The sequence below is a fragment of the Azospirillum sp. TSO35-2 genome, from assembly GCF_003116095.1.
Classification (GTDB): Bacteria; Pseudomonadota; Alphaproteobacteria; order Azospirillales; family Azospirillaceae; genus Azospirillum.
The window spans coordinates 31,485-55,174 of record NZ_LGRA01000022.1 but is presented as its reverse complement, the minus strand read 5'-3'; the positions used below and the strand labels follow the sequence as shown (position 1 = coordinate 55,174).

The following is a 23,690-nucleotide window of genomic DNA, read 5'->3' as shown; positions in this document are numbered from 1 at the left end:
CGTGACGCATGGCTGGCTTGCGCCTGATTCAGCCCTCGCCCAGCAGCGCCACCGCCTCGCGCAGGATGGCGGTCTTGGCGGCGAAGCGGCCTTGCGGGTCGCTCTCGCCGATCAGCCGGATCATCACGCCCAGCGCGTGGGCGACGCGCGGCGCCACCCCGGCCTGCGCCCGCAAGCCGCGGGCAAGCTCGTCCAGCGCCGGCCGGTAGGGCCGCCCCTCGAACCCGTCGGTGGCGATCGACTCGAAGCGGTTGGCGAGGTCGAGGATGTCGCGGTTGTCGGTCATGCGCTCTCAAGTACCGGGTGGAAGGGTCAGACGAACAGCATGGCGCCGCCCTTCGGCGCCTCGTTCAGGAAGGTGACGACGCCGCCGGTGGCCACCGGCACGTCGGGGCGCAACGTGACGCCCGGCGGCAGGCCCAGCGCCCGCAGCCCCATCTCGCAGGCCATCACGGTGACGCCCATGGCGACGCAGGCGCCCAGCAGCTCCTCGAAGGTGGCGAGGCCGTGGGTGGCGAAATAGCGGTCGCGCGCCACCGGCGTGCTGCCGTCGTCGGCGGGGTCGAGGTCGTGCCAGCCGAGCACGCCGGGCTCGGTCTCGTGCACCAGGGCGCGCAGCGCGCGGCCGGTGAAGAACAGCGTGACCTTGCGGTTGGTCGCCGCGGCGGCGCTGGCCATCACCAGCGCGTAATGGACGCGGTCGAAGCCGCCGGCGAACAGGATGATCGACAGGCCGGCCGCGCTGTCGGGCATGGTGGTGGGCATGGTGGTGCCGCCTCCCGTCGTTCTTGCTGGCGCCCGTCAGTGGGCGGAGAGGTCGTGGATCGTTGGATGATCGCCGCAAAGTGGGCAGTGGGGATCCCGCTTGACGGTGATGCGCTGATAGGACGCATAGAGCGTGTCCATCATCAGCAGGCTGCCCGACAGGCTTTCGCCCAGGCTCAGCAGTTCCTTCAGCACCTCGGTCGCCTGGAGCGAGCCGACGAAGCCGGCCAGCGCGCCCAGCACCCCGCCTTCCGAGCAGGACGGCACGGTCCCGCGCGGCGGCGGTTCGGGGAACAGGCAGCGGTAGCAGGGGTGCGGCGCGCCGAGATGCGCCTTGAAGGTGGTCAGCTGGCCGTCAAAACGCAGGATCGCCGCCGACACCAGCGGCTTGCGGGCGAAGAAGCAGGCGTCGTTCAGCAGGAAGCGGGTGGCGAAATTGTCCGAGCCGTCGGCGACGAGGTCATAGCGGCCGATCAGGTCGGCCGCGTTGTCGCGGGTCAGGCGCGTCTGGTGCGTCTCCACCCGGACGTCGGGGTTGAGGGCGTGGATGCGGGCCGCGGCGCTCTCCACCTTCGGCCGGCCGATCGAGCTTTCGTCATGGATGACCTGGCGCTGCAGGTTCGACAGGTCGACGGTGTCGTCGTCGACAATGCCGATCGTGCCGACTCCCGCCGCCGCCAGATACAGCAGCAGCGGTGCGCCCAGGCCGCCGGCACCGACGACCAGAACCTTGGAATGCAACAGCCGTTCCTGGCCGACGCCGCCGACTTCCGGCAGGACGATGTGGCGGGAATAGCGGTGAAGCTGGGTGTCCGTGAAGTCCATGGCGCGAAGCATAGCGCAAGGGGGCGCGGTTGCGGCAACATTCCGTTGGTGCGAATTCCATTCCGCGGCGCCCCGCGCCGCGCAACGATCACGCCTTGGTGCTGGTCGTCCTCGCCTGCGAGGCCCATTGCCGCAGGCGGTCCTGCCGTTCGCGCAGGGTCTTGGAGACGGCGCTTTCCTGGCTGGTGCCGGTCTCGCTCAGCGTCGGGTCGCGCGGCACGAAACTCATCTGGAAATCGGTCGGCGCCTTCAGGTTCGACGGCGGCACCAGCACCATGGTGTATTGCCCGGGATCGATCTTGTAGGTCGGTTTCTTCAGGAAGCTGACCTGGTCGTCCGGTTTGGTCGAGTCGCTGGAGGCGACCACCTTGCCGTCCTTGTCCATCATCGCCCAGCGCGAGTTGGGCAGCGTCAGGTTGGCGGTGAAGGTGCCTCCCTGCACGACGTTGAAGGTGTGCTTCTGGATGCCGGTGTCGCCGTTCTCCGGGGCGCGCGCGGTGCCCTTCAGCGTCGCGCCGGCGCCGGTCATCACGATGTTCTGCTTTTCCGAGACGTCCAGCGAGTAATTGCGGGCGCCCGCCGTGCGGTTGGCCTGCGACACGACCGCCCGGTAGGTCCCGGGGCCGAGCCGGGCGTTGGCGTCCGTCGCTTCGGTCTTCGACCGCAGGGTGGTGACCACCTCGTTCCGGTCGTTGACGATGTCGACGTTGGTGAAGGTGTCGTTGATCTTGAAATTGTACTCGCCGGACTTGGTGACCGTGAAGGTCTGGTAATCGGCGTTGGCCCCGTCGGCCCCGATCTTGTTCGTCGTGCCCTTGAACTGGGAGAAGGCCGACTGCGACAGGTTGGTAACGGACTGGGAAACGGACAGGTCCGCCATGGCGGTCACTCCCCTGGGGCACGGACGGACGACGCGAAGGAACGTCCGGATACACTACCGGATCTCGCGAAATCCGTCAAATTTCGCCCCGGAATTCCCCTGGAACGCCCCCCGCGCCCCGCACCGGCGGTCTGGCCGGCGCGGGGCGCGGGGGGCGGGGGGCGGGAGGCTTACTCCAGCCCTTCGAACAGCGGGGTCGACAGGTAGCGTTCGGCGAAGGACGGCAGGATCACGACGATCTGCTTGCCGGCGTTCTCCGGACGGGCGCCGATCTCCAGCGCCGCGGCCAGCGCCGCGCCGGACGAGATGCCGACCGGGACGCCTTCCAGCCGGGCGACCTTGCGCGCGGTTTCGAAGGCGCGCTGGTTGGAGATGCGGACGACCTCGTCGATCAGGTCCTTCCGCAGGATGTCGGGGACGAAGCCGGCGCCGATGCCCTGGATCTTGTGCGGGCCGGGCATGCCGCCGGACAGCACCGGGCTGTCCTCCGGCTCGACCGCGACGGCCTTGAAGCCGGGCTTGCGCGCCTTGATCACCTCGGCGACGCCGGTCAGCGTGCCGCCGGTGCCGACGCCGGACACCAGGATGTCGGCTTGGCCGTCGGTGTCCTTCCAGATCTCCTCCGCCGTGGTGACGCGGTGGACGGCCGGGTTGGCGGTGTTCTTGAACTGCTGGAGCAGGTAGGCGTTGGGGTCGGCGGCCAGGATCTCCTCGGCCTTGCGGATGGCGCCCTTCATGCCTTCCGACGCCGGGGTCAGCACCAGCTCCGCGCCCAGCAGCTTCAGCATCTTGCGCCGCTCGACCGACATGCTTTCCGGCATGGTCAGGATCAGCTTGTAGCCCTTGGCGGCGGCGGCGAAGGCCAGCGCGATGCCGGTGTTGCCCGACGTCGGCTCGACCAGGGTGGTGCGGCCGGGCTCGATGGTGCCGGCAGCCTCGGCGGCCTCGATCATGGCGCGGCCGATGCGGTCCTTGACGCTGGCCAGCGGGTTGAAGAACTCCAGCTTGCCGAGGATGTGCGCCTTGACGCCGGCGTCGTCGGCGAGGCGGCTCAGCCGCACCAGCGGCGTGGCGCCGATCGTGTCGAGGACGCTGTCGTAGATCTTGCCACGGAATTCGGGTGCGGCCATGATTCCACCTCTAGGATTTGTGTTATACGTGAGTTCAACACCCCGACTTGAGCTTTATCCACTCCGCCAGGGGTGTCAAAGGGGAAGTGGGGCAGACGGGATCAGGATCGGACGTGGGGCCCGGTCAGATGGTGAAGTCGATGCGGTCTTCGGTCTCGCTCTCCACCCCGGCGCTGCGGGCGCGCATGCACAGATCCTCGATGGTGATGGTGTCGAGCTTGGCCATGCACTCCTCCTGCAGCTCGCCCCACAGCGGGCGCACGACCTTGTGGCCGAGGATGGAGCCGGCCGGCTCCTCGATCGGGTCGGTGGCGGTTTCCATCGAGCGGACAACCTTGACGATTTCGCCCAGCGTGATCCGCCGCCGCTCGCGCGCCAGCCGGTAGCCGCCGCGCGGCCCGCGCACCCCGGCCAGCACGCCGTCGCGCACCAGCTGCTGCAGCACCTGCTCCAGATAGCGCTTCGGGATGCCCTGGCGGCGGGTGATCTCCCCGGACTGCACCGGCTCGGTCCCCGCGTTGTAGGCGATGTCGAGGACCGCCTCGATGGCGAACATCAGCTTCTTGGAGATGCGGAGCATCACGAACCACTCCTGGGTGTTCCATTGGTATCGTTCAGGCGCCGGCCCAGCTTTGCCGGACGGACGTGGAAGCACCGTCCTCTTCCCCAATCCCGCCTGTTGGTTGGATGATGTTTTACACCTCAGATGCGGGAATTCACAACAGGATTTGTCGCAGATCGACTCGGAGAAATAGACCGGGAGACATCGGCAGCGGAAAATCGGCAGCGGAAAATCGGCTAGCCGACCACCATCGCCGCCAGCGTTTCCACCCGGTCGGCCTCGTGCGCCGGCTTGTCCCAGCGGATGCGGTGGATGCGGGGGAAGCGCATCGCCAGGCCGCTCTTGTGGCGGGTGGAGGGGTGGACGCTGTCGAAGGCGACCTCCAGCACCAGCCCGGGCTCGACCTCGCGCACCGGGCCGTAGCGGCGGGTGGTGTGGTTGCGCACCCAGCGGTCCAGCTCGACCAGCTCGGCGTCGGTGAAGCCGGAATAGGCCTTGCCGACCGGCACCAGCTCCTCGCCGCGCCAGACGCCGAAGGTGTAGTCGGAGTAGAAGCTGGAGCGTTTGCCGTGGCCGCGCTGGGCGTACATCATCACGGTGTCGAGCGTCAGGGCGCCGCGCTTCCACTTGAACCACGGCCCCTTCGGCCGCCCGGCGAGGTAGGCGCTGTCGCGCCGTTTCAGCATCAGCCCCTCGATGCCGTTCTCGCGCGCGCCCTCGCGCAGCGCCACCAGCTCGTCCCACTGCTCGAAGGGCACCAGCGGCGACAGGTCCATGCGGCGCGGCCGCACCGCGTCGTACCAGCGCTCCAGCCGGGCGCGGCGCTCGACGAAGGACAGGCCGCGCAGATCCTCGTCGCCGTCGAACAGGATGTCGTAGAGCCGGACCCAGGCCGGTCCGTCGCGCAGCATCGCCGCCGTCACCGTCTTGCGGTTCAGCCGCTGCTGCAGGTCGTTGAACGGCGCCACCACGCCGTCGCGCGCCACCAGCAGCTCGCCGTCCAGCACCGCGTCGAAGCTCATGTGATCGACGATGTCGGGGAAGGCGCCGGACACGTCGTCGCCGGTGCGGCTGTAGAGCCGGCGCTGGCCGTCGCGCGCCGCCAACTGCACGCGGATGCCGTCCCATTTCCATTCGGCGGCGTAGGCGGCGGGGTCGAGTCCGGCCCGGTCCTCCTCCTCCAGCGGGTGGGACAGCATCATCGGGCGGAAGCCGGCGCCATGGCCGACGGCCGGCCGCTCCGCCGCCCCCTCCAGCCAGGCGAACAGCTCGGCGTAGGGCGGGGTCAGGCCGTGCCAGACCTCCTCGACATCGTCGACCGTCACGTCGGGCACCGCTGCCCTACCCCACTCGGCCAGCGCCGTCTTGGCCAGCCGCGCCGACACGCCGATGCGCAGCGCCCCGGTGATCAGCTTCAGCAGGGCGAAGCGCCCCGACGAGTCGCCGGAGGAACCGAGCGTGTCGAGCCAACCCTCCACCAGCTCCATCACCTGCCCGCGCCTGGCGGTCCGCAGCCCCTCCACCACCTCGTCCAGGCTGGGCGGCAGGCTGTTGGCCCGCTCCGCACGCTCGGGCCAGATCAGGGCCACCGTCTCCGCCAGATCGCCGACGTAGTCGTAGGACAGGGCGAGCAGTTCCGGATCGACCCGGGTCGCCGCCAGTTGGCGGATGGCGGCCGGCTTGGCCTCGCGGAAGCTCAGCGCCCCGGTCAGCGCCGCCAGCGCCCAGCCGCGTTCGGGGTCGGGCGTGCTGGCGAAATGGTCGACCAGCAGCCGGATCTTGCCGTTGCGCGACGGCATGAAGACCAGCGCGTCGATCAGCGCGGCGAAGCGGTTCATGCGCCCACCTCCTCCAGATCCTCCTCCTCGAAGCCGATCAGCGCCAGGGCGCAGGCGCGGATGCCGCGCCCGGTGGCGTGATGGACCAGCGCCTCTTCCCGGCCATGCGTCACCCAGACCTCCGGCGCGCCGACGTCGTCCAGCGTCCGGCACAGCTCGTCCCAGTCGGCGTGGTCGGAGATGACCAGCGGCAGTTCCACCCCGCGCTGGCGGGCGCGCTGGCGCACCCGCATCCAGCCCGACGCCATCGCCACCACCGGGTCGGCCAGCCGCCGCGCCCAGCGGTCGGCGATGGCTCCCGGCGGGGCCAGCACCAGGGCGCCGGCCAGCTCCTCCTTGGCGGCGACGGTGGCCGGCCGCAGTTCCCCCAGCTCGACGCCCAGGCTGCGGTAGAGCGCGCACAGCGGCTCCAGCGCGCCGTGCAGGTAGATCGGCCGGTCATAGCCGGCGGCCCGCAGCAGCGTGATCAGCCGCTGGCACTTGCCGAGCGCGTAGACGCCGACGACGTGGCTGCGCTCCGGAAACAGCGCCATCGAGTGCAGCAGCTTGCCGACCTCGCCCAGGTCGGGCGGGTGGCGGAAGACCGGCAGCCCGAAGGTCGCCTCGGTGACGAAGACGTCGCAGGGCACCGGCTCGAACGGGGCGCAGGTGCGGTCGAACCGGCGCTTGTAGTCGCCCGACACGACGACGCGCGACCCGCCATGCTCCAGCACCACCTGGGCGCTGCCCAGCACATGGCCGGCCGGCACCAGCCGGACGGTGACGTCGCCGATGCGCAGCGTCTCGCCATACTCCAGCGGCTGGAGACTGCCGCCGGCCGCCTCCCCCATCCGCTGCCGCATGATGGCGAGCGTGCCGGGGGTGGCCAGGGCGTGGCGGTTGCCGGGGCGGGCGTGGTCGGAATGGCCGTGGGTGATGACGGCCCGCTCCACCGCCCGCACCGGGTCGATGAAGAAGCCACCCGGCTCGACATACAGCCCCTCCGGCAGGACCTTGATCCAGCGGTCGGGATTTTGGCGATCGGGATTGGGGCGATCATGATGGAGTGCAGCGGACATGCGTCCTAATATAGGGCGCTCCCCTGCCCACGACAGCGCCGGAACGACCGCCCATGCACCCGACCCTGCTGCCCACCCCCGAGATCGCCGACGCGCTCGCCGCGAACCGCCCGGTGGTGGCGCTGGAATCGACGGTGATCTCGCACGGCATGCCCTACCCCCGCAACCTGGAGACCGCCCGCGCGCTGGAGGCCGAGGTGCGGGCGGCCGGCGCCGTCCCCGCCACCATCGCGGTGATGGACGGGCGCATCCGCATCGGGCTGGACGACGCGGCGCTGGAACGGCTGGCCACCGGCGGCCCCGCGGTGCGCAAGCTGAGCCGCCGCGACCTCGGCGTGGCGCTGGCGACCGGCACGCTGGGAGCGACCACGGTGGCGGCGACGATGATCGGGGCGCGGCTGGCCGGCATCGCCGTCTTCGCCACCGGCGGCATCGGCGGCGTCCACCGCGGGGCGGAAACCAGCTTCGACGTCTCCGCCGACCTCGACGAGCTGGCGCGCACCCCGGTCTGCGTCGTCTGCGCCGGGGCCAAGTCGATTCTCGACCTGCCCAAGACGCTGGAGGTGCTGGAGACGCGCGGAGTCCCGGTGCTGGGCTTCCGCACCGACGAATTTCCCGCCTTCTACAGCCGCCGCAGCGGCCTGCCAATTGATCATCGCTGTGACAACGTGCAGGAGGTCGCGGACATCCTGCGCGCGTCCTGGACGCTCGGGCTGGAGGGCGGCGTGCTGCTCGCCAACCCGATCGACGACGGCGACGCGCTGGACGCCGACGCGATGGAGGCGGCGGTGGCGCAGGCGTTGGCCGAGGCGGAAGCCAGGGGAATCAAGGGGAAGGACATCACCCCGCACCTGCTGGCGGCGCTGGAGCGCATCACCGGCGGGCGCAGCCTGACCGCCAACATCGCGCTGATCCGCAACAACGCGCGGGTCGCGGCGGGGGTGGCGGCGGCCTATGCGGCCCTGCGTTCCGACCGGGTCGGTCCGATGGGATAGGCCTACCTCGCAGGGAGTAAGGCTTACGCCCTGGTACCGGCTTAAGACCCCGTTAACCGCCCACGCGCAATCTGGGATCACGACACGAGCGGAGGCTTCCATGCGCGCACCCAGCAGCACCTCGACCCTGGTTTCCCGGATGATCGCGATGGCCGGCCAAGGCGACGAGGCGCCGGGCCTCACCGAGACCAAGGCCCCGGCGCATGTGAAGCGCATCGTCTGGGCCTCGCAGGCGGCCAAGCTGCGCGGCTCGCTCTCCGCCCGCAGCATCCACGAGATCGAAAGCGCCGTCACCGCCGACCTCGACAGCATGGAACTGCCGGAAATCTTCTTCACCTCGGTCGAAGTCGGCGGCCATGTGGTCACCTGCGACCTCGACGCCTCGGGCACCGCCTCGATCTTCGGCCTGATCGACGCCGGCGAATACGACGATCTGGTGGAAGAGGCTGGCGACGACGCCCTGTTCGGCGTCGATTGGGACGGCGTCTACATCACGCCGGCCCGCACCCGGCACTGAACGCCCGCCCCGCTCGACGGACACACGAACGCCCCGCCGGACCTTCCGCGGGGCGTTTTCGCGTGCCGGCACCGCTCACCCCCGCCCCGGCATGCCGACCACGACGTCGGCGCGGGACACCAGCGGCAGGTTGGTCCGGCGCGCCTCCCAGGCCGTCATGAACGCGCCGATCCGGTCGACGGCCAGCGGCCGGCTGATGAAATAGCCCTGGATCAGGTCGCAGCCAATGCGCGACAGCGCCTCCCACTGCTCGACATCCTCCACCCCTTCGGCGACGACGGTGCGCGACAGGTCGCGGGCGATGCGGGCGATCGACGACACCAGGCTGCGGGCGTCGGGCCGGCGGTGGACGTCGTCGATGAACGCCTTGTCGAGCTTCAGCGTGTGGATCGGCAGGGTCCGCAGGTAGGTCAGCGACGAATAGCCGGTGCCGAAATCGTCCAGCGCGATGTGGATGCCGGCGCGGCGCAGTTCGTTCAGCTTGCCGATGGCGTTGTCGAGCGAGCCGATCATCTGGGACTCGGTGATCTCCAGCTCCAGCCGGTTCGGGATCAGGCCGGTGCGCTCCAGCACGTCCAGCACCCGCGGCACGAAGTCGTGCTGGGCGAGTTGCACCACCGAGACGTTGACGCTCATGGTCGCGTCGATGCCGCGGGCGGCCAGCGACGCCGCTTCGAGGCAGGCGGTCTCCAGCACCCAGGCGCCGAGCGGGATGATCAGGCCGGACTCCTCGCACACCGGGATGAAGCGCGCCGGAGAGACCGGGCCCAGCTCGCCGTCGGTCCAGCGCACCAGCGCCTCGAACCCGCGCACGGTGCCGTCGGCGGTGGCGACCTGGGGCTGGTAGTGCAGGCTGAAGGCGTTGCGGTCGAGCGCCTGACGCACCCGGCTCAGCATCCGCACCCGCTCCACCACGTTGCGGTTCATCTCCGGGGCGAAGGCGCAGACCCGTCCGCGGCCGCTGTCCTTGGCCCAGTACATCGCGGTGTCGGCGTTCTGCAGCAGTTCGTCGAAGCAGCGGCCGTCCCAGGGGAAGCGGGCGATGCCGACGCTGCTGGTGATGAAGAAATGCTGGCCTTCGACGACGAACGGCGCGGTCAGCCCCTGTTCCAGCCGCGACGCCACCACCGACGGTTCGTCGGCGTCGGCGCCGTGGACGACGACGACGAACTCGTCACCGCCCAGCCGCGAGATGAACAGGCCGTCGCCGGTCACCGTCTTGATGCGCAGGCCGAACGCCATCAGCAGCTCGTCGCCCGCCTTGTGGCCGAAGCTGTCGTTGACGAACTTGAAATTGTCCATGTCGATGAACAGCAGCGCCAGCGGCTGCACCTGACCGCTGGCCTTGTCGGCCTTGATCAGGCCGTCGACGTGCTGCTCCAGCTTCAGCCGGTTCGGCAGGCCGGTCAGCGGATCGAAATGGGCGAGATGGTCCAGCCATTCCTGCTGCTGCCGGGCGGCGGTGACGTTGGTGTAGGAGCCCGCCATGATCGTCGGCCGCCCCTGCTCGTCGAACAGCGCCTTGCCGGTGGCGTAGATCCACAGGTAGTAGCCGTCGCGGTGGCGCACCCGGTATTCCGACCGGTATTCCGGCGTGGCGCCCGACAGATGGCGGCTCAGCGCCTCGGCCGCGCTCTCGCGGTCGTCCGGATGGACGAGCCGGAACCACGCCTCCTGCGAATCGATGCTGAGCGCGTCCACCCCCAACAGCTCCTCGATCCGGCCGGACAGGACGCGGCGGTCGGTGGCGATGTCCCAGGTCCAGATGATGTCGCGCGACGCCTCCGCCACCAGCCGGATCCGGCGTTCGCGTTCGCGCAGCGCCTCCTTGCTGGCGGTCAGTTCGGCAAGGTTGGCCTCAAGCTCGCGGCGGGACTCGCCCAGCGCCTCGTTGGTCCGCAGCAACGCCACCTCGGCGAAGCGGCGCTCGCGCAACGCGAACGACAGCGCCACCACCATGCCGGCCAGCACGGCGATGACGCCGCCGACCGTCGTCACCAGCGGCCAGTAGACGCCCAGGAAGGAGAACGGCTTGTTCAGCACCCGGTCGACCTCCGGGATGCGGTCGGGTGACAGGCCGTGGCGCCGCGCCTCCCGGTAGTCGATCGCCCGGACGACCGACGGATGCGGCGCCGCCGGCAGGTCGGCGACCCGGATGCCGTCCAGGACGCTGGCGGCCAGCGCGCCCACCGCCCGGCCGTGCTCGCGGCCGCTCAACAGGCTGCCGCCGGTCAGGCCGTGGCCCATCAGATACTCCTGGAGGCCATAGATCGGCGCGCCGCTCCGCTCGCTCATCAACTCCAGGAAGCGCTCGGGCGGCAGGACCAGCCCGTTGATGTCGGTGGCGTAGGTCCCCAGCAGCACCGCGCTGCCGGGCGGCAGCGTCGCCAGCCGCTCCTCCAGCCGGTCGAACGGCAGGTCGGTCAGGAAATGCCATTCCAGATGCGGCGGGAAGTGCCCGGCGGCGAGCCCGTCGCGGAACTCCGCCTCCAGCCCCTGGCCGGATTCGGTCTGGTCGCGCACGAGATAGATGCGCTTCAGGCCGGGATCGGCCGCCATCGCCATGCGCACCGTTCCGACGAAGTCCTTGGCCTCGTCGACACCCGCCACGTTGGGCTCCCCGGCGGTCATCGACCGCGCCGTCCCGGCGAGCACGCCGCCATGCACCAGCGGCACCGGGCCGTAGATCGCGTCGCGCAGACGCAGCCCGAATGACAGGGCCGCATCGTCGGTCGTGACGATCGCGTTGATGCTTCCCTTCGGGTGGCGGTGACGGATCAGCGCCTCCAGAAAATCGAGCCCGGCCGGTTCGGGATGGCGCTTCCAATCCAGGTAATAGACCACCTGCTCCGCGTTGGGCACCGAGGCGGCCAGGGTCTCCGCGATCCCGGCGGCCTGGCCGTCGGTCCACTCGTAGCCCTGGTGGTAGGAATGCAGGATCAGCACCGTCTTGTCCGGCGCAGTCGCCCGGCCGATGGCCGGAAGAGAAGCCGCAACCACGAGAAGCAGTGCCAGCAGCAAAACACCGCACCGGATCGTCTTCATGGTCCACCCGTGGGCTCTTGCCCGTCCACGGCGCTCGACGACGACTCTGCGGCCCCCGGGAACGCCGTACCCCTTTTTCGTCACTCAAAGGATACGGCAGGATCCCGGGTATATCGTAGGAATTTAATATAGTGGATTACCCTATGGGCGCTTCCATCCCTTCCCGTTCCGAATCAAGCTCTTGCGGTGTTCGGTTGTATTTGCGGCGAAGTCTTCGATAATGTTGTTGCGGCGCAGCAGGTTTATTCCGGCCGCCTTTGCGACATACTATAGTATGCAGTCCGACCGGTTGTTGCGTCCAGGCTCCGCGACGACGGCCGCCAGCGCGCACGCCGAAGCACCACGCCCCGGCGCGTTCAGGCGGGGGCACGGGGGCTGGTCGCACGCAGGATCGACGTGTTTGACGGTCGGGATGGCGGGCGCAGGCAAGCGGCCTGCACGCGGTCCGCCGGACCCGGACCGCCGCGTTCATGCGCCACGCCGGCGTCGCGCCTCCCGGCGCGCCGTCGCGGGTGATCCCGGATGCGGGATTACTGCAGGCTGCGCTGCATTTCCTCGAAGGTGCGGGAGAAGCCGTTCAGCGGGAAGTCGATGTCGCGCTTGCCCATGCGGGGGAAGCTGACCCGGACCAGGATCGTCGAGCCGTTGCGGAACTGGTCGGCGACCCGCCCGGACACGAAGTTCGGGAACATGCACATGTTCAGCGTCGCGATCTGCGTCTCGATGCGCGGCTGGCGGTCGACGCGGATGGCGCAGCGGTCCACCAGCCCCTGGCTGGTCGTCAGGAACAGGTGGAAGTCGTTGCCGGTCGGAATGATGCTGAGCGCGACGAAGCCGACGTCCTTCCCGTCGTCGAACAGACGGTAGATCATCAGCCGGCAGGTCTTGTTGTCGGTCATGCGATCGATGTCGCACTGGTTGGTCCAGGCACCCTCGGGCCCGAAATCGGCGCTGGCCTTGGAGAAATCCACCGCCTTGGACGGCCCGGCCGCCAGCAGCAGTGGCAGAAGCGCCGCGGCAGCCGCCGCCTTCACACCACTCATCAGACCCTTCCAGCGCATCGGCCCGGCCCCTCGCCCATCGTTCGTGTTAGTACCGAAGGCGCCATGATAACCGGCGGCAACCGGGGTGCAAGGCGCGAGTGCCCGCAAGCCCATGATTGCCCCCGGTCATTCCGTCACAGGGATGGGTCCGGAACCGTCAGATCCGCCCCTCCTCGAAGTCGCGGAAGGCCTGCATCACCTCGTCGCGCGTGTTCATGACGAAGGGACCGCCCCAGGCGATCGGCTCGCCGATCGGCTGCCCGGCCAGCAGCAGGAACCGGGCGCCCTCCGCCCCCGCCGTCGCCTCCACCCGCTCGCCGTCGCCCAGCACGATCACGCGCGGCCCAGTCAAAGGACCAGCCAGCGGGGCGTCCCCGGCGACCGTCAGCGTGCCCTCGAACAGCACCAGGAAGGCGGTGTGGCCGGCCGGCAGCGGCTCGACGAAGGACGCCGACGGCGGCAGGGTCACGTCGAAATAGCGGGCGTCGGTCGCCTCGGCCCGCACCGGGCCGGCGGTGCCGCGCGCGGTGTCGCCGGCGATGACGGTGACGGTCGTCCCGCCGTCGCGGGCTTCCACCGGGATGGAGGCCGCCGGGAACTCCTGATAGCGCGGATCGGTCATCTTCAGCCGCGCCGGCAGGTTGATCCAGAGCTGGAAGCCCCGCATCAGCCCCTCGGTCTGTTCCGGCATCTCGGAATGGACCAGGCCGCGGCCGGCGGTCATCCACTGCACGCCGCCGGTTTCGATCACCCCCTCGTGGCCGTGGTTGTCGGCGTGGCGCATGCGGCCGGCCAGCATGTAGGTCACCGTCTCGAAGCCGCGGTGGGGATGGTCGGGGAAGCCGGCCAGATAGTCGGTCGGCTCGTCGGAGCCGAACAGGTCGAGCATCAGGAAGGGGTCGAGCGTGCGCAGCCGCGGCGTGCCCAGCATGCGCGTCATGCTGACGCCGGCGCCGTCGGAGGTGGCCATGCCCTCCACGGCGGCAAGCACCGGGCGGACACCGGGGATGGCGGGCTGGGTGGACATGGCGGCAACTCCTGAGCAGACGCGCCCCGAACGGAACGCAGTGGCGATGCACCAGAGTTAGTCCGCCCCGGCCCCGCCGTGAAGCCGGCCCGCCCGCGCCACAGCGTTCCGCCCCACGCAACAATGCCGCGACCGGCGACGAAAAAGGCCGCCGGAGAACCGGCGGCCTTTTCGAAAGAGACCCGTGGGAAAGGGTTTTTGTCTTAGTGGATGCTCTCGCCGTGCAGGGCGAGGTCGAGACCGTCGCGCTCCACGTCCTCGTCGACACGCAGGCCCATGACCACATCGACGACCTTCAGCAGGACGAAGGTGGCGATGGCGCACCAGCCGATGGTGTAGGCGATGCCCTGGATCTGGATCCACACCGCGGCGGCGTTGCCTTCCAGCAGGCCCAGCGTGGCCTTGGGGTCGGCCTGCAGGACCGCGGCGAAGCCGCCTTCGCTGTTCGACACCGACATCTTGGCGAACACGCCGGTCAGGATGGCGCCGATCAGGCCGCCGACGCCGTGCACGCCGAAGGCGTCCAGGCTGTCGTCATAGCCCAGCATGTGCTTGAGGCTGGTGGCCGACCAGAAGCAGATCACGCCGGCGACGATGCCGATGATGATGGCGCCGGTCGGGTCGACGAAGCCGGCGGCCGGGGTCACGGCGACCAGGCCGGCGACCGCACCCGAGATGATGCCGAGGATCGAGGGCTTGCCCTTGACGATCCATTCCGCGAACAGCCAGCCCATGGCGGCGCCGGCGGTGGCGATGTGCGTGGCGGCCAGCGCCATGCCGGCGCGCGGACCGGCGGTCAGCGCCGAACCGGCGTTGAAGCCGAACCAGCCGACCCACAGCAGCGAGGCGCCGATCAGCGACAGCACCAGGTTGTGCGGCATGAAGGCTTCCTTCGGGTAGCCCTTGCGCTTGCCGATCACCAGGGCGGCGATCAGGCCGGCGACGCCCGCGTTGATGTGGACAACCGTGCCGCCGGCGAAGTCCAGCACGCCGAGACCGAAGAGGAAGCCGGCCGGGTGCCAGACCCAGTGGGCGATCGGCGCGTAGACCACCAGCGACCACAGCGCGGTGAAGACCAGCAGCGACGAGAACTTCATGCGGTCCGCGAAGGCGCCGGTGATCAGCGCCGGCGTGATGATCGCGAAGGTCATCTGGAACATCATGAAGACCGGCTCGGGGATGGTCGTCGGGACCGGGCCGGAGGTCGCCTCGCCCAGCACGAAGGCCTTCGTGAAGTCGAGCCCGTTGAGGAACAGCCGGTCGAGCCCGCCGACATAGGCGCCGGTGCCAGTGAAGGCCAGGCTGTAGCCGATCACGTACCACAGGACGCTGATGAGGCAGGTGATGGCGAAGCTCTGCATCACCGTCGACAGCACGTTCATCTTGCGGACCATGCCGCCGTAGAACAGGGCCAGGCCGGGGATGGTCATCATCAGCACCAGCGCCGTGGAGATCAGCATCCAGGCGGTGTCGCCGTTGTTGAGCGCCGGAGCAGCCGGCGCGGCGGCGGCGGTGGCAGCGGCGGCAGCCGCCGCAGCAGCAGCGGCCGCCGCAGCCGCCGGGTCCTGGGCAAGGGCTGCGGCCGGCAGGCCGACCGCGCCCAGAGCAACCGCCATCATCGGTGCGGCCATAAGGAACAGACGGTTCATCGAGGCTCCCTCTTTCTCCAAAATCGCTCCCGCCCCGCAACGGCCCGCCCGGCACCGGAGGTGTTCCGGGCGGACGCCGCAATGGGGCGACCCCGTCCCGGTCGCCCCGTCCCCGGCAAAGACGGGGCGGCGGACGGGACCGAGGACGCTCCAATCACTACAAGAAGCGTGCCAGTCGAAAACGGCTTGGAATCGTCAGGGTTGTCCTGGCTCCGGCCCCCCGAACGGGCACCCTCCGACGAGTCGCGGGGTGACTCTGCCCAGAAAACAGGCATGTGTCGGGACTGACATTGGGAAGCAATTTTCGGGCTTTCGACCAAAGCAAACGGCCCGATGCAGCGGATCACCGCGGCGCCGTGGCTGACTTTCCAGCAGATGATGAAAATTTGTGCAGGAGGGGCGCCGCCGGGCTGGTCAATTCCGGAGTAGGACCCGTCTTTTTCCATAGGCCCGGCGACCGGACGGGAGGGGCGGTCGGCCGAGCCGCACCGCGCTTCCGCGCCACTTGGACATGGCGGCGAGATGTGGCACCGTCAACGCCTCAATGGAAAGGCCGCCGCCGAGCGGTCGCAAGAAGACGGCAAGGGGGTAACGGCCATGCTCGACAAACGGGATCTGCGTCTGGCGCCGCGGCGCGCGGTGGCGTTGGTGCTGGCCGGAGGACGCGGCAGCCGTCTGATGCAGCTGACCGACCGGCGGGCCAAGCCGGCGACCTACTTCGGCGGCAAGTTCCGCATCATCGACTTCGCCCTGTCCAACTGCGTCAATTCCGGCTTCCGCCGCATCGGCGTGCTGACCCAGTACAAGTCGCACAGCCTGCTGCGCCATCTCCAGCGCGGCTGGAACTTCTTCCGCGGCGAGATGAACGAGTTCTGCGACCTGCTGCCGGCCCAGCAGCGCATCAGCGAGACGGAATGGTACCAGGGCACCGCCGACGCCGTGTACCAGAACCTGGACATCCTGCGCGACCACGAACCGGAATACGTGCTGATCCTGGCCGGCGACCACATCTACAAGATGGATTACGGCGCGCTGCTGCTCGACCACATCGACCGCAAGGCCGACGTGACGGTCCCCTGCGTCGAGGTTCCGCGCCAGCAGGCGACCGGCTTCGGCGTCATGCACATCGACGAGGACCGCCGCATCATCGACTTCGTCGAGAAGCCGGCCGACCCGCCGGCGATGCCGGGCAAGCCCGACATCGCGCTGGCCAGCATGGGCATCTACGTCTTCAACGCCCAGTTCCTCTACGAACAGCTCGAACGCGACGTCGCCACGCCCGGCTCCAGCCGCGATTTCGGCAAGGACATCATCCCGCATCTGGTGAAGGCCGGCGCCCGCATCATGGCGCACAACTACGCCGACAGCGCGGTGATCGACGCCCCGGACGACACCCCCTACTGGCGCGACGTCGGCACCATCGACGCCTATTGGGAGGCCAACCTCGACCTCTGCCACGTCACGCCGCAGTTGAACATGTACAACCGCGACTGGCCGATCTTCACCTACCAGGAGCAGCTGCCGCCGGCGAAGTTCGTCTTCGACGACGAGAACCGGCGCGGCATGGCGGTGGACAGCCTGGTGTCGGGCGGCTGCATCATCTCCGGCTCGACCGTGCGGCGGTCGCTGCTGTTCAGCTCGGTCCGCGTCAACTCCTACAGCGAGCTGCACGAGGCGGTGGTGCTGCCGGAATGCGACATCGGCCGCCATTGCCGCCTGAAGAAGGTGGTCATCGACCGCGGCGTCACCATCCCCAACGGCCTCGTCGTCGGCGAGGATGCCGAGCTGGACGCCCGCCGCTTCCACCGCAGCGAGGGCGGCGTCGTCCTGATCACCCGCGAGATGATCGAGAAGCTGCCCAAGGAGTAGGAGTTCCCTTTCCCCTTCCGACCGAAGCCGACCCCTCACCCCTGCGGCCGTCATTCCCGCGCAGGCGGGAATCCAGCGCGCCCCGAAGCCGATCCTTCGGCACAGCCTGGATCCCCGCCGCCGCGGGGATGACGGCCGGGTGAGCGGCAGGCCGCCTTCCCCCGCCCTCCCCCCGCCTTTGATCCGAGTGCCGTCCCGATGCGCGTCCTCTACGTCACGTCCGAATGCTACCCGATGGTCAAGACGGGGGGGCTGGCGGACGTGTCCGCCGCCCTGCCGCCGGCGCTGAACGCCGCCGGGGCCGACGTCCGCCTGCTGCTGCCCGGCTACCCGGCGGTGCTGAACGGCTTGTCGAACCTGCACGAGGTGGGGGAGCTGATCACCGACCTGCCCGGCTGCGACCGCGCCCGGCTGCGCATCGGCCGCACGGCGGACGGCGTGCTGGCCTACGCGCTGGACGCGCCGTCGCTCTACGACCGGCCGGGCAACCCCTATCTCGGGCCGGACGGCCAGGACTGGCCCGACAACGCCCTGCGCTTCGCCGCGCTGGCCTGGGCCGCCGCCGGCTTCGCGTCCGACGATTCCTATGACCCGTGGTGGCGGCCCGACGTGCTGCACGGCCACGACTGGCAGGCCGGGCTGATCCCCGCCTACCTGGAGCTGCGGCCCGACCGCTTCGCCGGCGCCGTCCGGCCGGGGACGGTGCTGACCATCCACAACATCGCCTACCAGGGCAATTTCGGCCCGTGGATGCTGGGCGACCTCGGCCTGCCCTCCTCCAGCTTCCGGATCGACGGGGTCGAGTATTACGGCAACGTCAGTTTCCTGAAGGCCGGCTGCTACTACGCCGACCGCCTGACCACGGTCAGCCCGACCTACGCCAACGAGATCCAGACGGCGGAGCACGGCACCGGCCTGCAAGGGCTGCTCGCCACCCGGTCCGACGTTCTGACCGGCATCCTGAACGGCGTCGATTACGCCGTCTGGGACCCGGCGACCGACCCGCACATCCCCGCCCGCTACACCCCCGACGATCTCGGCGGCAAGGACGCCTGCAAGGCCGACCTGCAATCGGCCTTCGGCCTCGACCGCCGTCCCGACGCGCCGCTGGCCGCGGTGGTCAGCCGCCTGACCTGGCACAAGGGCCTCGACCTCGTGCTGGAGGCGGCCGCGCAATGGATCGCCTGGGGCGGCCAGCTGGTGGTTCTCGGCAGCGGCGACCCGGCGAGCGAGGCCGGCTTCCGCCACCTCGCCCAGTGGCATCCGCAGTCGGTCGGTGTCCGCATCGGCTATGACGAGCCGCTGTCGCACCGCATCCAGGCGGGGGCCGACCTGTTCCTGGTCCCCTCGCGCTCGGAGCCCTGCGGCCTGACCCAGCTCTACGCGCTGAAGTACGGCACCCTGCCGCTGGTCCGCCGCACCGGCGGCCTCGCCGACACGGTGATCGACGCCAATCCGGCGGCCAGCGCCGACGGCAGCGCCACCGGCTTCCAGTTCGTCAACGCCACCGGCCAGGAACTGGTCTGGGCGCTGCGCCGCGCGCTGACCGTCTACCGCAAGCCGGAACGCTGGCAGGCGATGCAACGCCGCGCCATGACGCGGGATTTCGGCTGGCACGGCCCGGCGGAGGAGTACATGGAGCTGTACCGGGGGCTGGGGCGTTAGGCGCCGAGCTACCCTCACCGCCTGTGATCGAACCGGCGTCCGCAGCCCCACGCCGTCGTCCCCGCGAAGGCGGGGATCCAGGCTTCCTGCTCAAGCACCTGCTATGGCTGGATTCCAGCCTTCGCGGGACTGACGCTTGATTACGGTGGACGCCGGTTCGGCCGTGTCTCCGATCGTTCAAGCGGGTGTCTGTGGCGGGCAGTGCCCAGGGATTTTTCCAGGCACCTCTCCCCCGGCCCGCAGCGCATGCTAGAAATGTGAACTCCTGCTTCCGACCGGGGAGAGCGCATGCGCCGATGGGGCCGAGCCGCCCGTTCCGACCGATGCGATGCCGTCCTCCGGCACCCCCGTACAGGGCGTGCCCATGCCGACCGTTCCAACGAATGGAACATGGAACAGCCCCCGAAAAACTGTTCCATCCGGTTTCAAACGTTCCATTCACCACCGGTCCAGCGCCCGCCAGCCTCCCGCCGCGGCCCCCGCCCACCACACCATCGTTGCGCCCATCCCCCGTCCGCCCTATGTTCCGGCAAACTCTAAAGTCCCGGGCCCCGATGACTGACCTCTCGCACATCCGCAATTTCTCGATCATCGCCCACATCGACCACGGCAAGTCGACGCTTGCCGACCGGTTGATCCAGCAGTGCGGCGGCCTCGACGCGCGCGAGATGCGCGAGCAGGTGCTCGACAGCATGGACATCGAGCGTGAGCGCGGGATCACCATCAAGGCGCAGACCGTCCGCCTGCTCTACAAGGCCGAGGACGGCAAGCAGTACACGCTGAACCTGATGGACACCCCCGGCCACGTCGACTTCGCCTATGAGGTCAGCCGGTCCTTGGCCGCCTGCGAGGGCTCGATCCTGGTGGTCGACGCCAGCCAGGGGGTGGAGGCGCAGACGCTCGCCAACGTCTATCAGGCGATCGACAACAACCACGAGATCATCCCGGTCCTCAACAAGATCGACCTGCCCGCCGCCGAGCCGGCGCGGATCAAGCAGCAGATCGAGGACGTGATCGGGCTGGACGCGTCGGACGCGGTGGAGATCTCGGCCAAGTCCGGCCTCAACATCGGCGCGGTGCTGGAGGCGGTGGTCAAGCGCCTGCCGCCGCCCAAGGGCGACGCCGACGCGCCGCTGAAGGCGCTGCTGGTCGATTCGTGGTACGACCCCTATCTCGGCGTCGTCATCCTGGTCCGCGTCGTCGACGGCGTGCTGAAGGTCGGGCAGAAGGTCCGCTTCATGGCCGCCGGCAGCGCCCACGACGTCGACCGCGTCGGCGTGTTCACGCCGAAGGCGCTGCTGACCGGCGAGCTGCGGCCGGGCGAGATGGGCTTCATCACCGCCGCGATCAAGGACATCACCCAGACCAAGGTCGGCGACACCATCACCGACGAGCGCAAGCCGGCGACCGAAGCGCTGGCCGGCTTCAAGCCGTCGATTCCCGTGGTGTGGTGCGGCCTGTTCCCGGTCGACGCCGCCGATTTCGAGCGGCTGCGCGACAGCTTGGGCAAGCTGAAGCTGAACGACGCCAGCTTCCATTACGAGGCGGAGACGTCGGCGGCGCTGGGCTTCGGCTTCCGCTGCGGCTTCCTCGGCCTGCTGCATCTGGAGATCATCCAGGAGCGGCTGGAGCGCGAGTTCAATCTCGACCTGATCACCACCGCCCCCTCGGTGGTCTACAAGCTCTACATGACCGACGGGACGGTGCGGGACCTGCACAACCCGGCCGACATGCCCGACGTGATGCGGATCGACCACATCGAGGAGCCGTGGATCAAGGCGACGATCATGCTGCCCGACGAGTATCTCGGCGGCGTCCTCCAGCTCTGCACCGAGCGGCGCGGCCAGCAGATCGAGCTGACCTACGCCGGCGCCCGCGCCATGCTGGTCTACCGCCTGCCGCTGAACGAGGTGGTGTTCGACTTCTACGACCGGCTGAAGTCGATCAGCCGCGGCTACGCCAGCTTCGACTACCAGATGGACAGCTACGAGGAAGGCGACCTCGTCAAGCTGTCGATCCTGGTGAACGCCGAGCCGGTCGACGCCCTGTCGATGATCGTCCACCGCGGCCAGTCGGAGCGCCGCGGCCGCATGATGTGCGAGCGCCTGAAGGAGCTGATCCCGCGCCAGCTCTTCAAGATCGCCGTGCAGGCCGCCATCGGCGGCAAGGTCATCGCCCGCGAGAGCATCAGCGCCATGCGCAAGGACGTGACCGCCAAGTGCTACGGCGGCGACATCAGCCGCAAGCGCAAGCTGCTGGACAAGCAGAAGGAAGGCAAGAAGCGCATGCGCCAGTTCGGCCAGGTCGAAATCCCGCAGAGCGCCTTCATCGCCGCGCTCAAGATGGGGGATGAGTGAGGGAACTCCCCTGTAACGGGGGACGAGCCACCCATCCTGACCTACTCCGTCCACGCCCAGCTCACCATACGTGAGCGCGGGCTGGCGGAAGAGTGGGTGCGGCGCACCCTGCCCGATCCCGACCGGAGCGAGCCGGATCCGGCCGCCCCAACGTTGACGCGGTCCTTCAAACGCATTCCAGAGGCTGGCGACCGTGTGATCCGGGTTGTCCACCGGGATCGAGGAGTCGATATACTGGTGGTGACGGCCTTTCTGGACCGGGGAGCCAAGCTATGAAGACCCACTACGATCCCGATGCGGACGCTCTCTACCTGCGTTTTTCCGATCATACGGTCGAAGGGTCGGAAGAGGTGGCCCCCGGCATTATTCTCGATTTCGACGACCAGCACCGCATCGTCGCGCTGGAGGTGCTGAACGCACGGGAGAAGATGGCCTCGGGCGCTCTGCCGATCGCAGCGGAATAGAGAGCATCGGTCGGCGAACGTACATCCCGACACGACACTCTTTGGTGCAGGCCCAGGTCGGAAACGGCGTATTCCCGCCCTCCATCGGAAACAAACCCGCCGTTCGCGTGTCATCAGGCGTGGGTAGGGCGCCGCCCCTCTTGCGGTGCCCCTTACCCATGGTTCAAATCCGGGAGGATGACATGCGCAAAATTCTCGCCGCCGCCGTTCCGGCCCTGATGCTGATGGCCGCCGCCGTTCCTGGCCACGCCCAGAGCGGATCCGCCAAGGCCAAGGCGGTCGCCAACGGCACGATGGACAGCGGTGCCCGCGACGTCCAGGCCAGCCGTGACCTGATCGGCAAGCGGGTGGTCCACCGCCACGGCGGGCCGGTCGCCGGCACCATCCAGAACGTGACCACCGGGGCCGACGGGCAGACGATGGTCGAACTGAAGCTGGCCAAGAGCGGCCAGACGGTGATGCTCACCCCGTCGTCCTTCGAACGGCGCGGCAAGCAGGTCGTCATCATGCACGACCAGAACGAGTTGCAGCAACTCGCCCAGTACGGCAGCCAGGGCAACACCGGCTACGGCAGCTCGACCGGCGGGACGATAGGTGGCTCGATGGGCGGCACCGGCGCCGGCTCCATGAATCAGGGGTCGATGAACCAGGGCTCCATGAGCAACAGCACGATGGGGACCGGCTCGATGGGCAATGGGTCCATGGGCGCCGGTTCGATGAACCAGGGCTCCATGAACCGTGGCTCGATGAACCAGGGCACCATGGCGCCGAACCAGCCCGGCCTCAGCCAGTAACGCACCGCCGATGGGGGAGGCCGCAGCCGGCCTCCCGCCATCGGGGGACACGTTCAGCCCTCGATCACCGTCAGCTCGCCCGCCTGCGGCACCGGCATCGCCGCCTTGACCGCGGCGGGATCGAGGCCGCTGGCGAACAGGCAGACCAGCTTGGCGTAGCTGGCTTCCGGCGTCATGTCGTAGGCGCCGACGGCACCGACCGCGCCCAGGCCGGTGGCGTAGGCTCCCGGCAGCACGGCGCCGCGCTGGACCTGGGTGTTGTCCATCAGCACCACGCCGGCCTTGGCCGCCGCCGACAGCGCGTCGAGGAAGTCCGGATCGGTCGGGCCGTTGCCCTCGCCGAAGGCCAGCAGCACGACGCCCGCCACCGCCGGGCTGGTGCCCGACAGCAGCGCCGACACGCTGCTCGCCCGGATGCCGGGGTAGAGCCACAGCATCAGGACCGAGAAGCCCGACACCGCCGCCACCTGGGCCTCCAGCGCGGCCTGCCGCCGGGCGCGGTTGCCCGGCTCGGCCAGCGAGACGTCCCGGCCCGGCATCGGCAGCCAATAGGGCTCATTCCGCGACACCACGCTGCCGACGCTGGCGAGCGGCGGGAAATTCGGCGAATCGAAGCCGGCGAAGCGGTTGGCGTCGACCTTGGACGCGCGGTTGCCGCGCAGCAGCTTGGTGTCGAAATAGACGCAGACCTCCGGCACCGGCAGCGTCCCGGCGACCACGATGGCGCCCACCAGATTGGCCGGCGCGTCGCTCAGCGTGAAGGACAGCGGCACCTGCGACCCGCCGAACACCACCGGCTTCGACAGGCCGGGCAGCAGGAAGGACAGGGCCGAGGCGCTGTAGGCCATGGTGTCGGTGCCATGCAGCACGACGAAGCCGTCATACTGGTCGTAGACCGACAGCAGCCGCCGGGCGATGGCGATCCAGTCCGACGGCGTCATGTTGGAACTGTCGAGCGTGCGGTCGAACCAGCCCATGGTCCAACTCAGGCCGGGATAGCCCGCCACCCCATGGCCGGACAGGCCGGGCGTCGCCAGCACCCGCTGTTCGAACGCCGCGCCCGGCACCGGGGCCAGCGCCCCTTGCGCGTTGGTCACGCAGCCGATGGTGCCCCCGGTGTACAGCACATAGACCCGCGCCATCGCCGTCCCCTCCCCCTCTTGGTGCCGACGGGCAGGATAGGCCGGGGCCGGCCTGTTTCTCAAGC

At 69.3% G+C, this 23,690-nt stretch carries 21 protein-coding genes; 8 read left to right on the top strand and 13 right to left on the bottom strand.

What is annotated here, in order from left to right:
• Positions 1-28: 28 nt before the first annotated feature.
• The 8 genes from TSO352_RS30155 to TSO352_RS30120 all read right to left on the bottom strand — a co-directional run bounded on the left by TSO352_RS30155 (position 29) and on the right by TSO352_RS30120 (position 7,058).
• On the bottom strand, positions 29-286 hold the full coding sequence (locus tag TSO352_RS30155; protein WP_109110990.1) for a hypothetical protein: 258 nt from the start codon (positions 284-286) through the stop codon (positions 29-31).
• 26 nt (positions 287-312) lie between these two features.
• On the bottom strand, positions 313-765 hold the full coding sequence (locus TSO352_RS30150) for a DsrE family protein (RefSeq protein WP_109110989.1): 453 nt from the start codon (positions 763-765) through the stop codon (positions 313-315).
• A 36-nt stretch (positions 766-801) separates the two neighbouring features.
• Positions 802-1,590 (bottom strand): molybdopterin-synthase adenylyltransferase MoeB, encoded by a 789-nt coding sequence (gene moeB / locus TSO352_RS30145; RefSeq protein WP_199231784.1) that lies wholly within the window; start codon positions 1,588-1,590, stop codon positions 802-804.
• Positions 1,591-1,678: 88 nt separating this feature from the next.
• Entirely contained in the window at positions 1,679-2,470 is a 792-nt protein-coding gene (locus TSO352_RS30140) for a hypothetical protein (RefSeq protein ID WP_109110987.1), read from the bottom strand.
• A gap of 170 nt (positions 2,471-2,640) precedes the next feature.
• Positions 2,641-3,600: a cysteine synthase A gene (gene cysK, locus TSO352_RS30135; protein ID WP_109110986.1), complete on the bottom strand. Its 960-nt coding sequence runs from the start codon at positions 3,598-3,600 to the stop codon at positions 2,641-2,643.
• Between the two features lie 124 nt (positions 3,601-3,724).
• A complete protein-coding gene (locus tag TSO352_RS30130) occupies positions 3,725-4,180 on the bottom strand; it encodes an Rrf2 family transcriptional regulator (protein WP_109110985.1) in 456 nt (151 codons plus the stop codon).
• A gap of 218 nt (positions 4,181-4,398) precedes the next feature.
• Complete coding sequence (locus tag TSO352_RS30125) at positions 4,399-6,000, bottom strand: cisplatin damage response ATP-dependent DNA ligase (RefSeq protein WP_109110984.1); 1,602 nt, start codon at positions 5,998-6,000, stop codon at positions 4,399-4,401.
• On the bottom strand, positions 5,997-7,058 hold the full coding sequence (locus tag TSO352_RS30120; protein ID WP_109110983.1) for a ligase-associated DNA damage response exonuclease: 1,062 nt from the start codon (positions 7,056-7,058) through the stop codon (positions 5,997-5,999). The genes TSO352_RS30125 and TSO352_RS30120 overlap by 4 nt, the downstream gene beginning before the upstream one ends.
• Positions 7,059-7,111: 53 nt before the next feature.
• Here TSO352_RS30120 and TSO352_RS30115 point away from each other — a divergent pair, with 53 nt between their 5' ends.
• Both TSO352_RS30115 and TSO352_RS30110 read left to right on the top strand, forming a co-directional pair.
• On the top strand, positions 7,112-8,053 hold the full coding sequence (locus tag TSO352_RS30115) for a pseudouridine-5'-phosphate glycosidase (protein WP_109110982.1): 942 nt from the start codon (positions 7,112-7,114) through the stop codon (positions 8,051-8,053).
• A 100-nt stretch (positions 8,054-8,153) separates the two neighbouring features.
• Complete coding sequence (locus tag TSO352_RS30110) at positions 8,154-8,570, top strand: hypothetical protein (protein ID WP_109110981.1); 417 nt, start codon at positions 8,154-8,156, stop codon at positions 8,568-8,570.
• A 75-nt stretch (positions 8,571-8,645) separates the two neighbouring features.
• On the opposite strand, the gene TSO352_RS30105 is transcribed toward TSO352_RS30110, so the two are convergent.
• The 4 genes from TSO352_RS30105 to TSO352_RS30090 all read right to left on the bottom strand — a co-directional run bounded on the left by TSO352_RS30105 (position 8,646) and on the right by TSO352_RS30090 (position 15,334).
• Positions 8,646-11,615 carry a GGDEF and EAL domain-containing protein gene (locus TSO352_RS30105; RefSeq protein WP_109110980.1) on the bottom strand — a complete coding sequence of 990 codons (2,970 nt, stop codon included), beginning with the start codon at positions 11,613-11,615 and terminating at the stop codon, positions 8,646-8,648.
• 530 nt (positions 11,616-12,145) lie between these two features.
• Entirely contained in the window at positions 12,146-12,658 is a 513-nt protein-coding gene (locus TSO352_RS30100; protein ID WP_247872543.1) for a hypothetical protein, read from the bottom strand.
• 157 nt (positions 12,659-12,815) lie between these two features.
• Positions 12,816-13,685: a pirin family protein gene (locus TSO352_RS30095; protein WP_109110978.1), complete on the bottom strand. Its 870-nt coding sequence runs from the start codon at positions 13,683-13,685 to the stop codon at positions 12,816-12,818.
• Positions 13,686-13,888: 203 nt separating this feature from the next.
• The gene (locus TSO352_RS30090; protein ID WP_109110977.1) at positions 13,889-15,334 is read right to left on the bottom strand and encodes an ammonium transporter; all 1,446 of its coding nucleotides are present in this window, start codon (positions 15,332-15,334) and stop codon (positions 13,889-13,891) included.
• Between the two features lie 597 nt (positions 15,335-15,931).
• Between TSO352_RS30090 and glgC the strand changes: the two genes are divergently transcribed.
• The 6 genes from glgC to TSO352_RS30060 all read left to right on the top strand — a co-directional run bounded on the left by glgC (position 15,932) and on the right by TSO352_RS30060 (position 22,483).
• The gene (gene glgC, locus TSO352_RS30085; RefSeq protein WP_109110976.1) at positions 15,932-17,203 is read left to right on the top strand and encodes a glucose-1-phosphate adenylyltransferase; all 1,272 of its coding nucleotides are present in this window, start codon (positions 15,932-15,934) and stop codon (positions 17,201-17,203) included.
• Between the two features lie 198 nt (positions 17,204-17,401).
• On the top strand, positions 17,402-18,868 hold the full coding sequence (gene glgA / locus TSO352_RS30080; protein WP_109110975.1) for a glycogen synthase GlgA: 1,467 nt from the start codon (positions 17,402-17,404) through the stop codon (positions 18,866-18,868).
• Between the two features lie 554 nt (positions 18,869-19,422).
• Complete coding sequence (lepA, locus tag TSO352_RS30075) at positions 19,423-21,225, top strand: translation elongation factor 4 (protein ID WP_109110974.1); 1,803 nt, start codon at positions 19,423-19,425, stop codon at positions 21,223-21,225.
• 33 nt (positions 21,226-21,258) lie between these two features.
• The gene (locus tag TSO352_RS30070) at positions 21,259-21,501 is read left to right on the top strand and encodes a DUF4258 domain-containing protein (protein ID WP_109110973.1); all 243 of its coding nucleotides are present in this window, start codon (positions 21,259-21,261) and stop codon (positions 21,499-21,501) included.
• Positions 21,498-21,689: a DUF2283 domain-containing protein gene (locus TSO352_RS30065; RefSeq protein ID WP_109110972.1), complete on the top strand. Its 192-nt coding sequence runs from the start codon at positions 21,498-21,500 to the stop codon at positions 21,687-21,689. Before TSO352_RS30070 ends, TSO352_RS30065 begins: the two co-directional genes overlap by 4 nt.
• 182 nt (positions 21,690-21,871) lie before the next feature.
• Positions 21,872-22,483 (top strand): hypothetical protein, encoded by a 612-nt coding sequence (locus TSO352_RS30060; RefSeq protein ID WP_109110971.1) that lies wholly within the window; start codon positions 21,872-21,874, stop codon positions 22,481-22,483.
• 53 nt (positions 22,484-22,536) lie between these two features.
• Here the strand turns inward: TSO352_RS30060 and TSO352_RS30055 are convergent, their stop codons facing one another.
• Positions 22,537-23,625 (bottom strand): asparaginase, encoded by a 1,089-nt coding sequence (locus TSO352_RS30055; RefSeq protein ID WP_109110970.1) that lies wholly within the window; start codon positions 23,623-23,625, stop codon positions 22,537-22,539.
• Positions 23,626-23,690 lie beyond the last annotated feature (65 nt).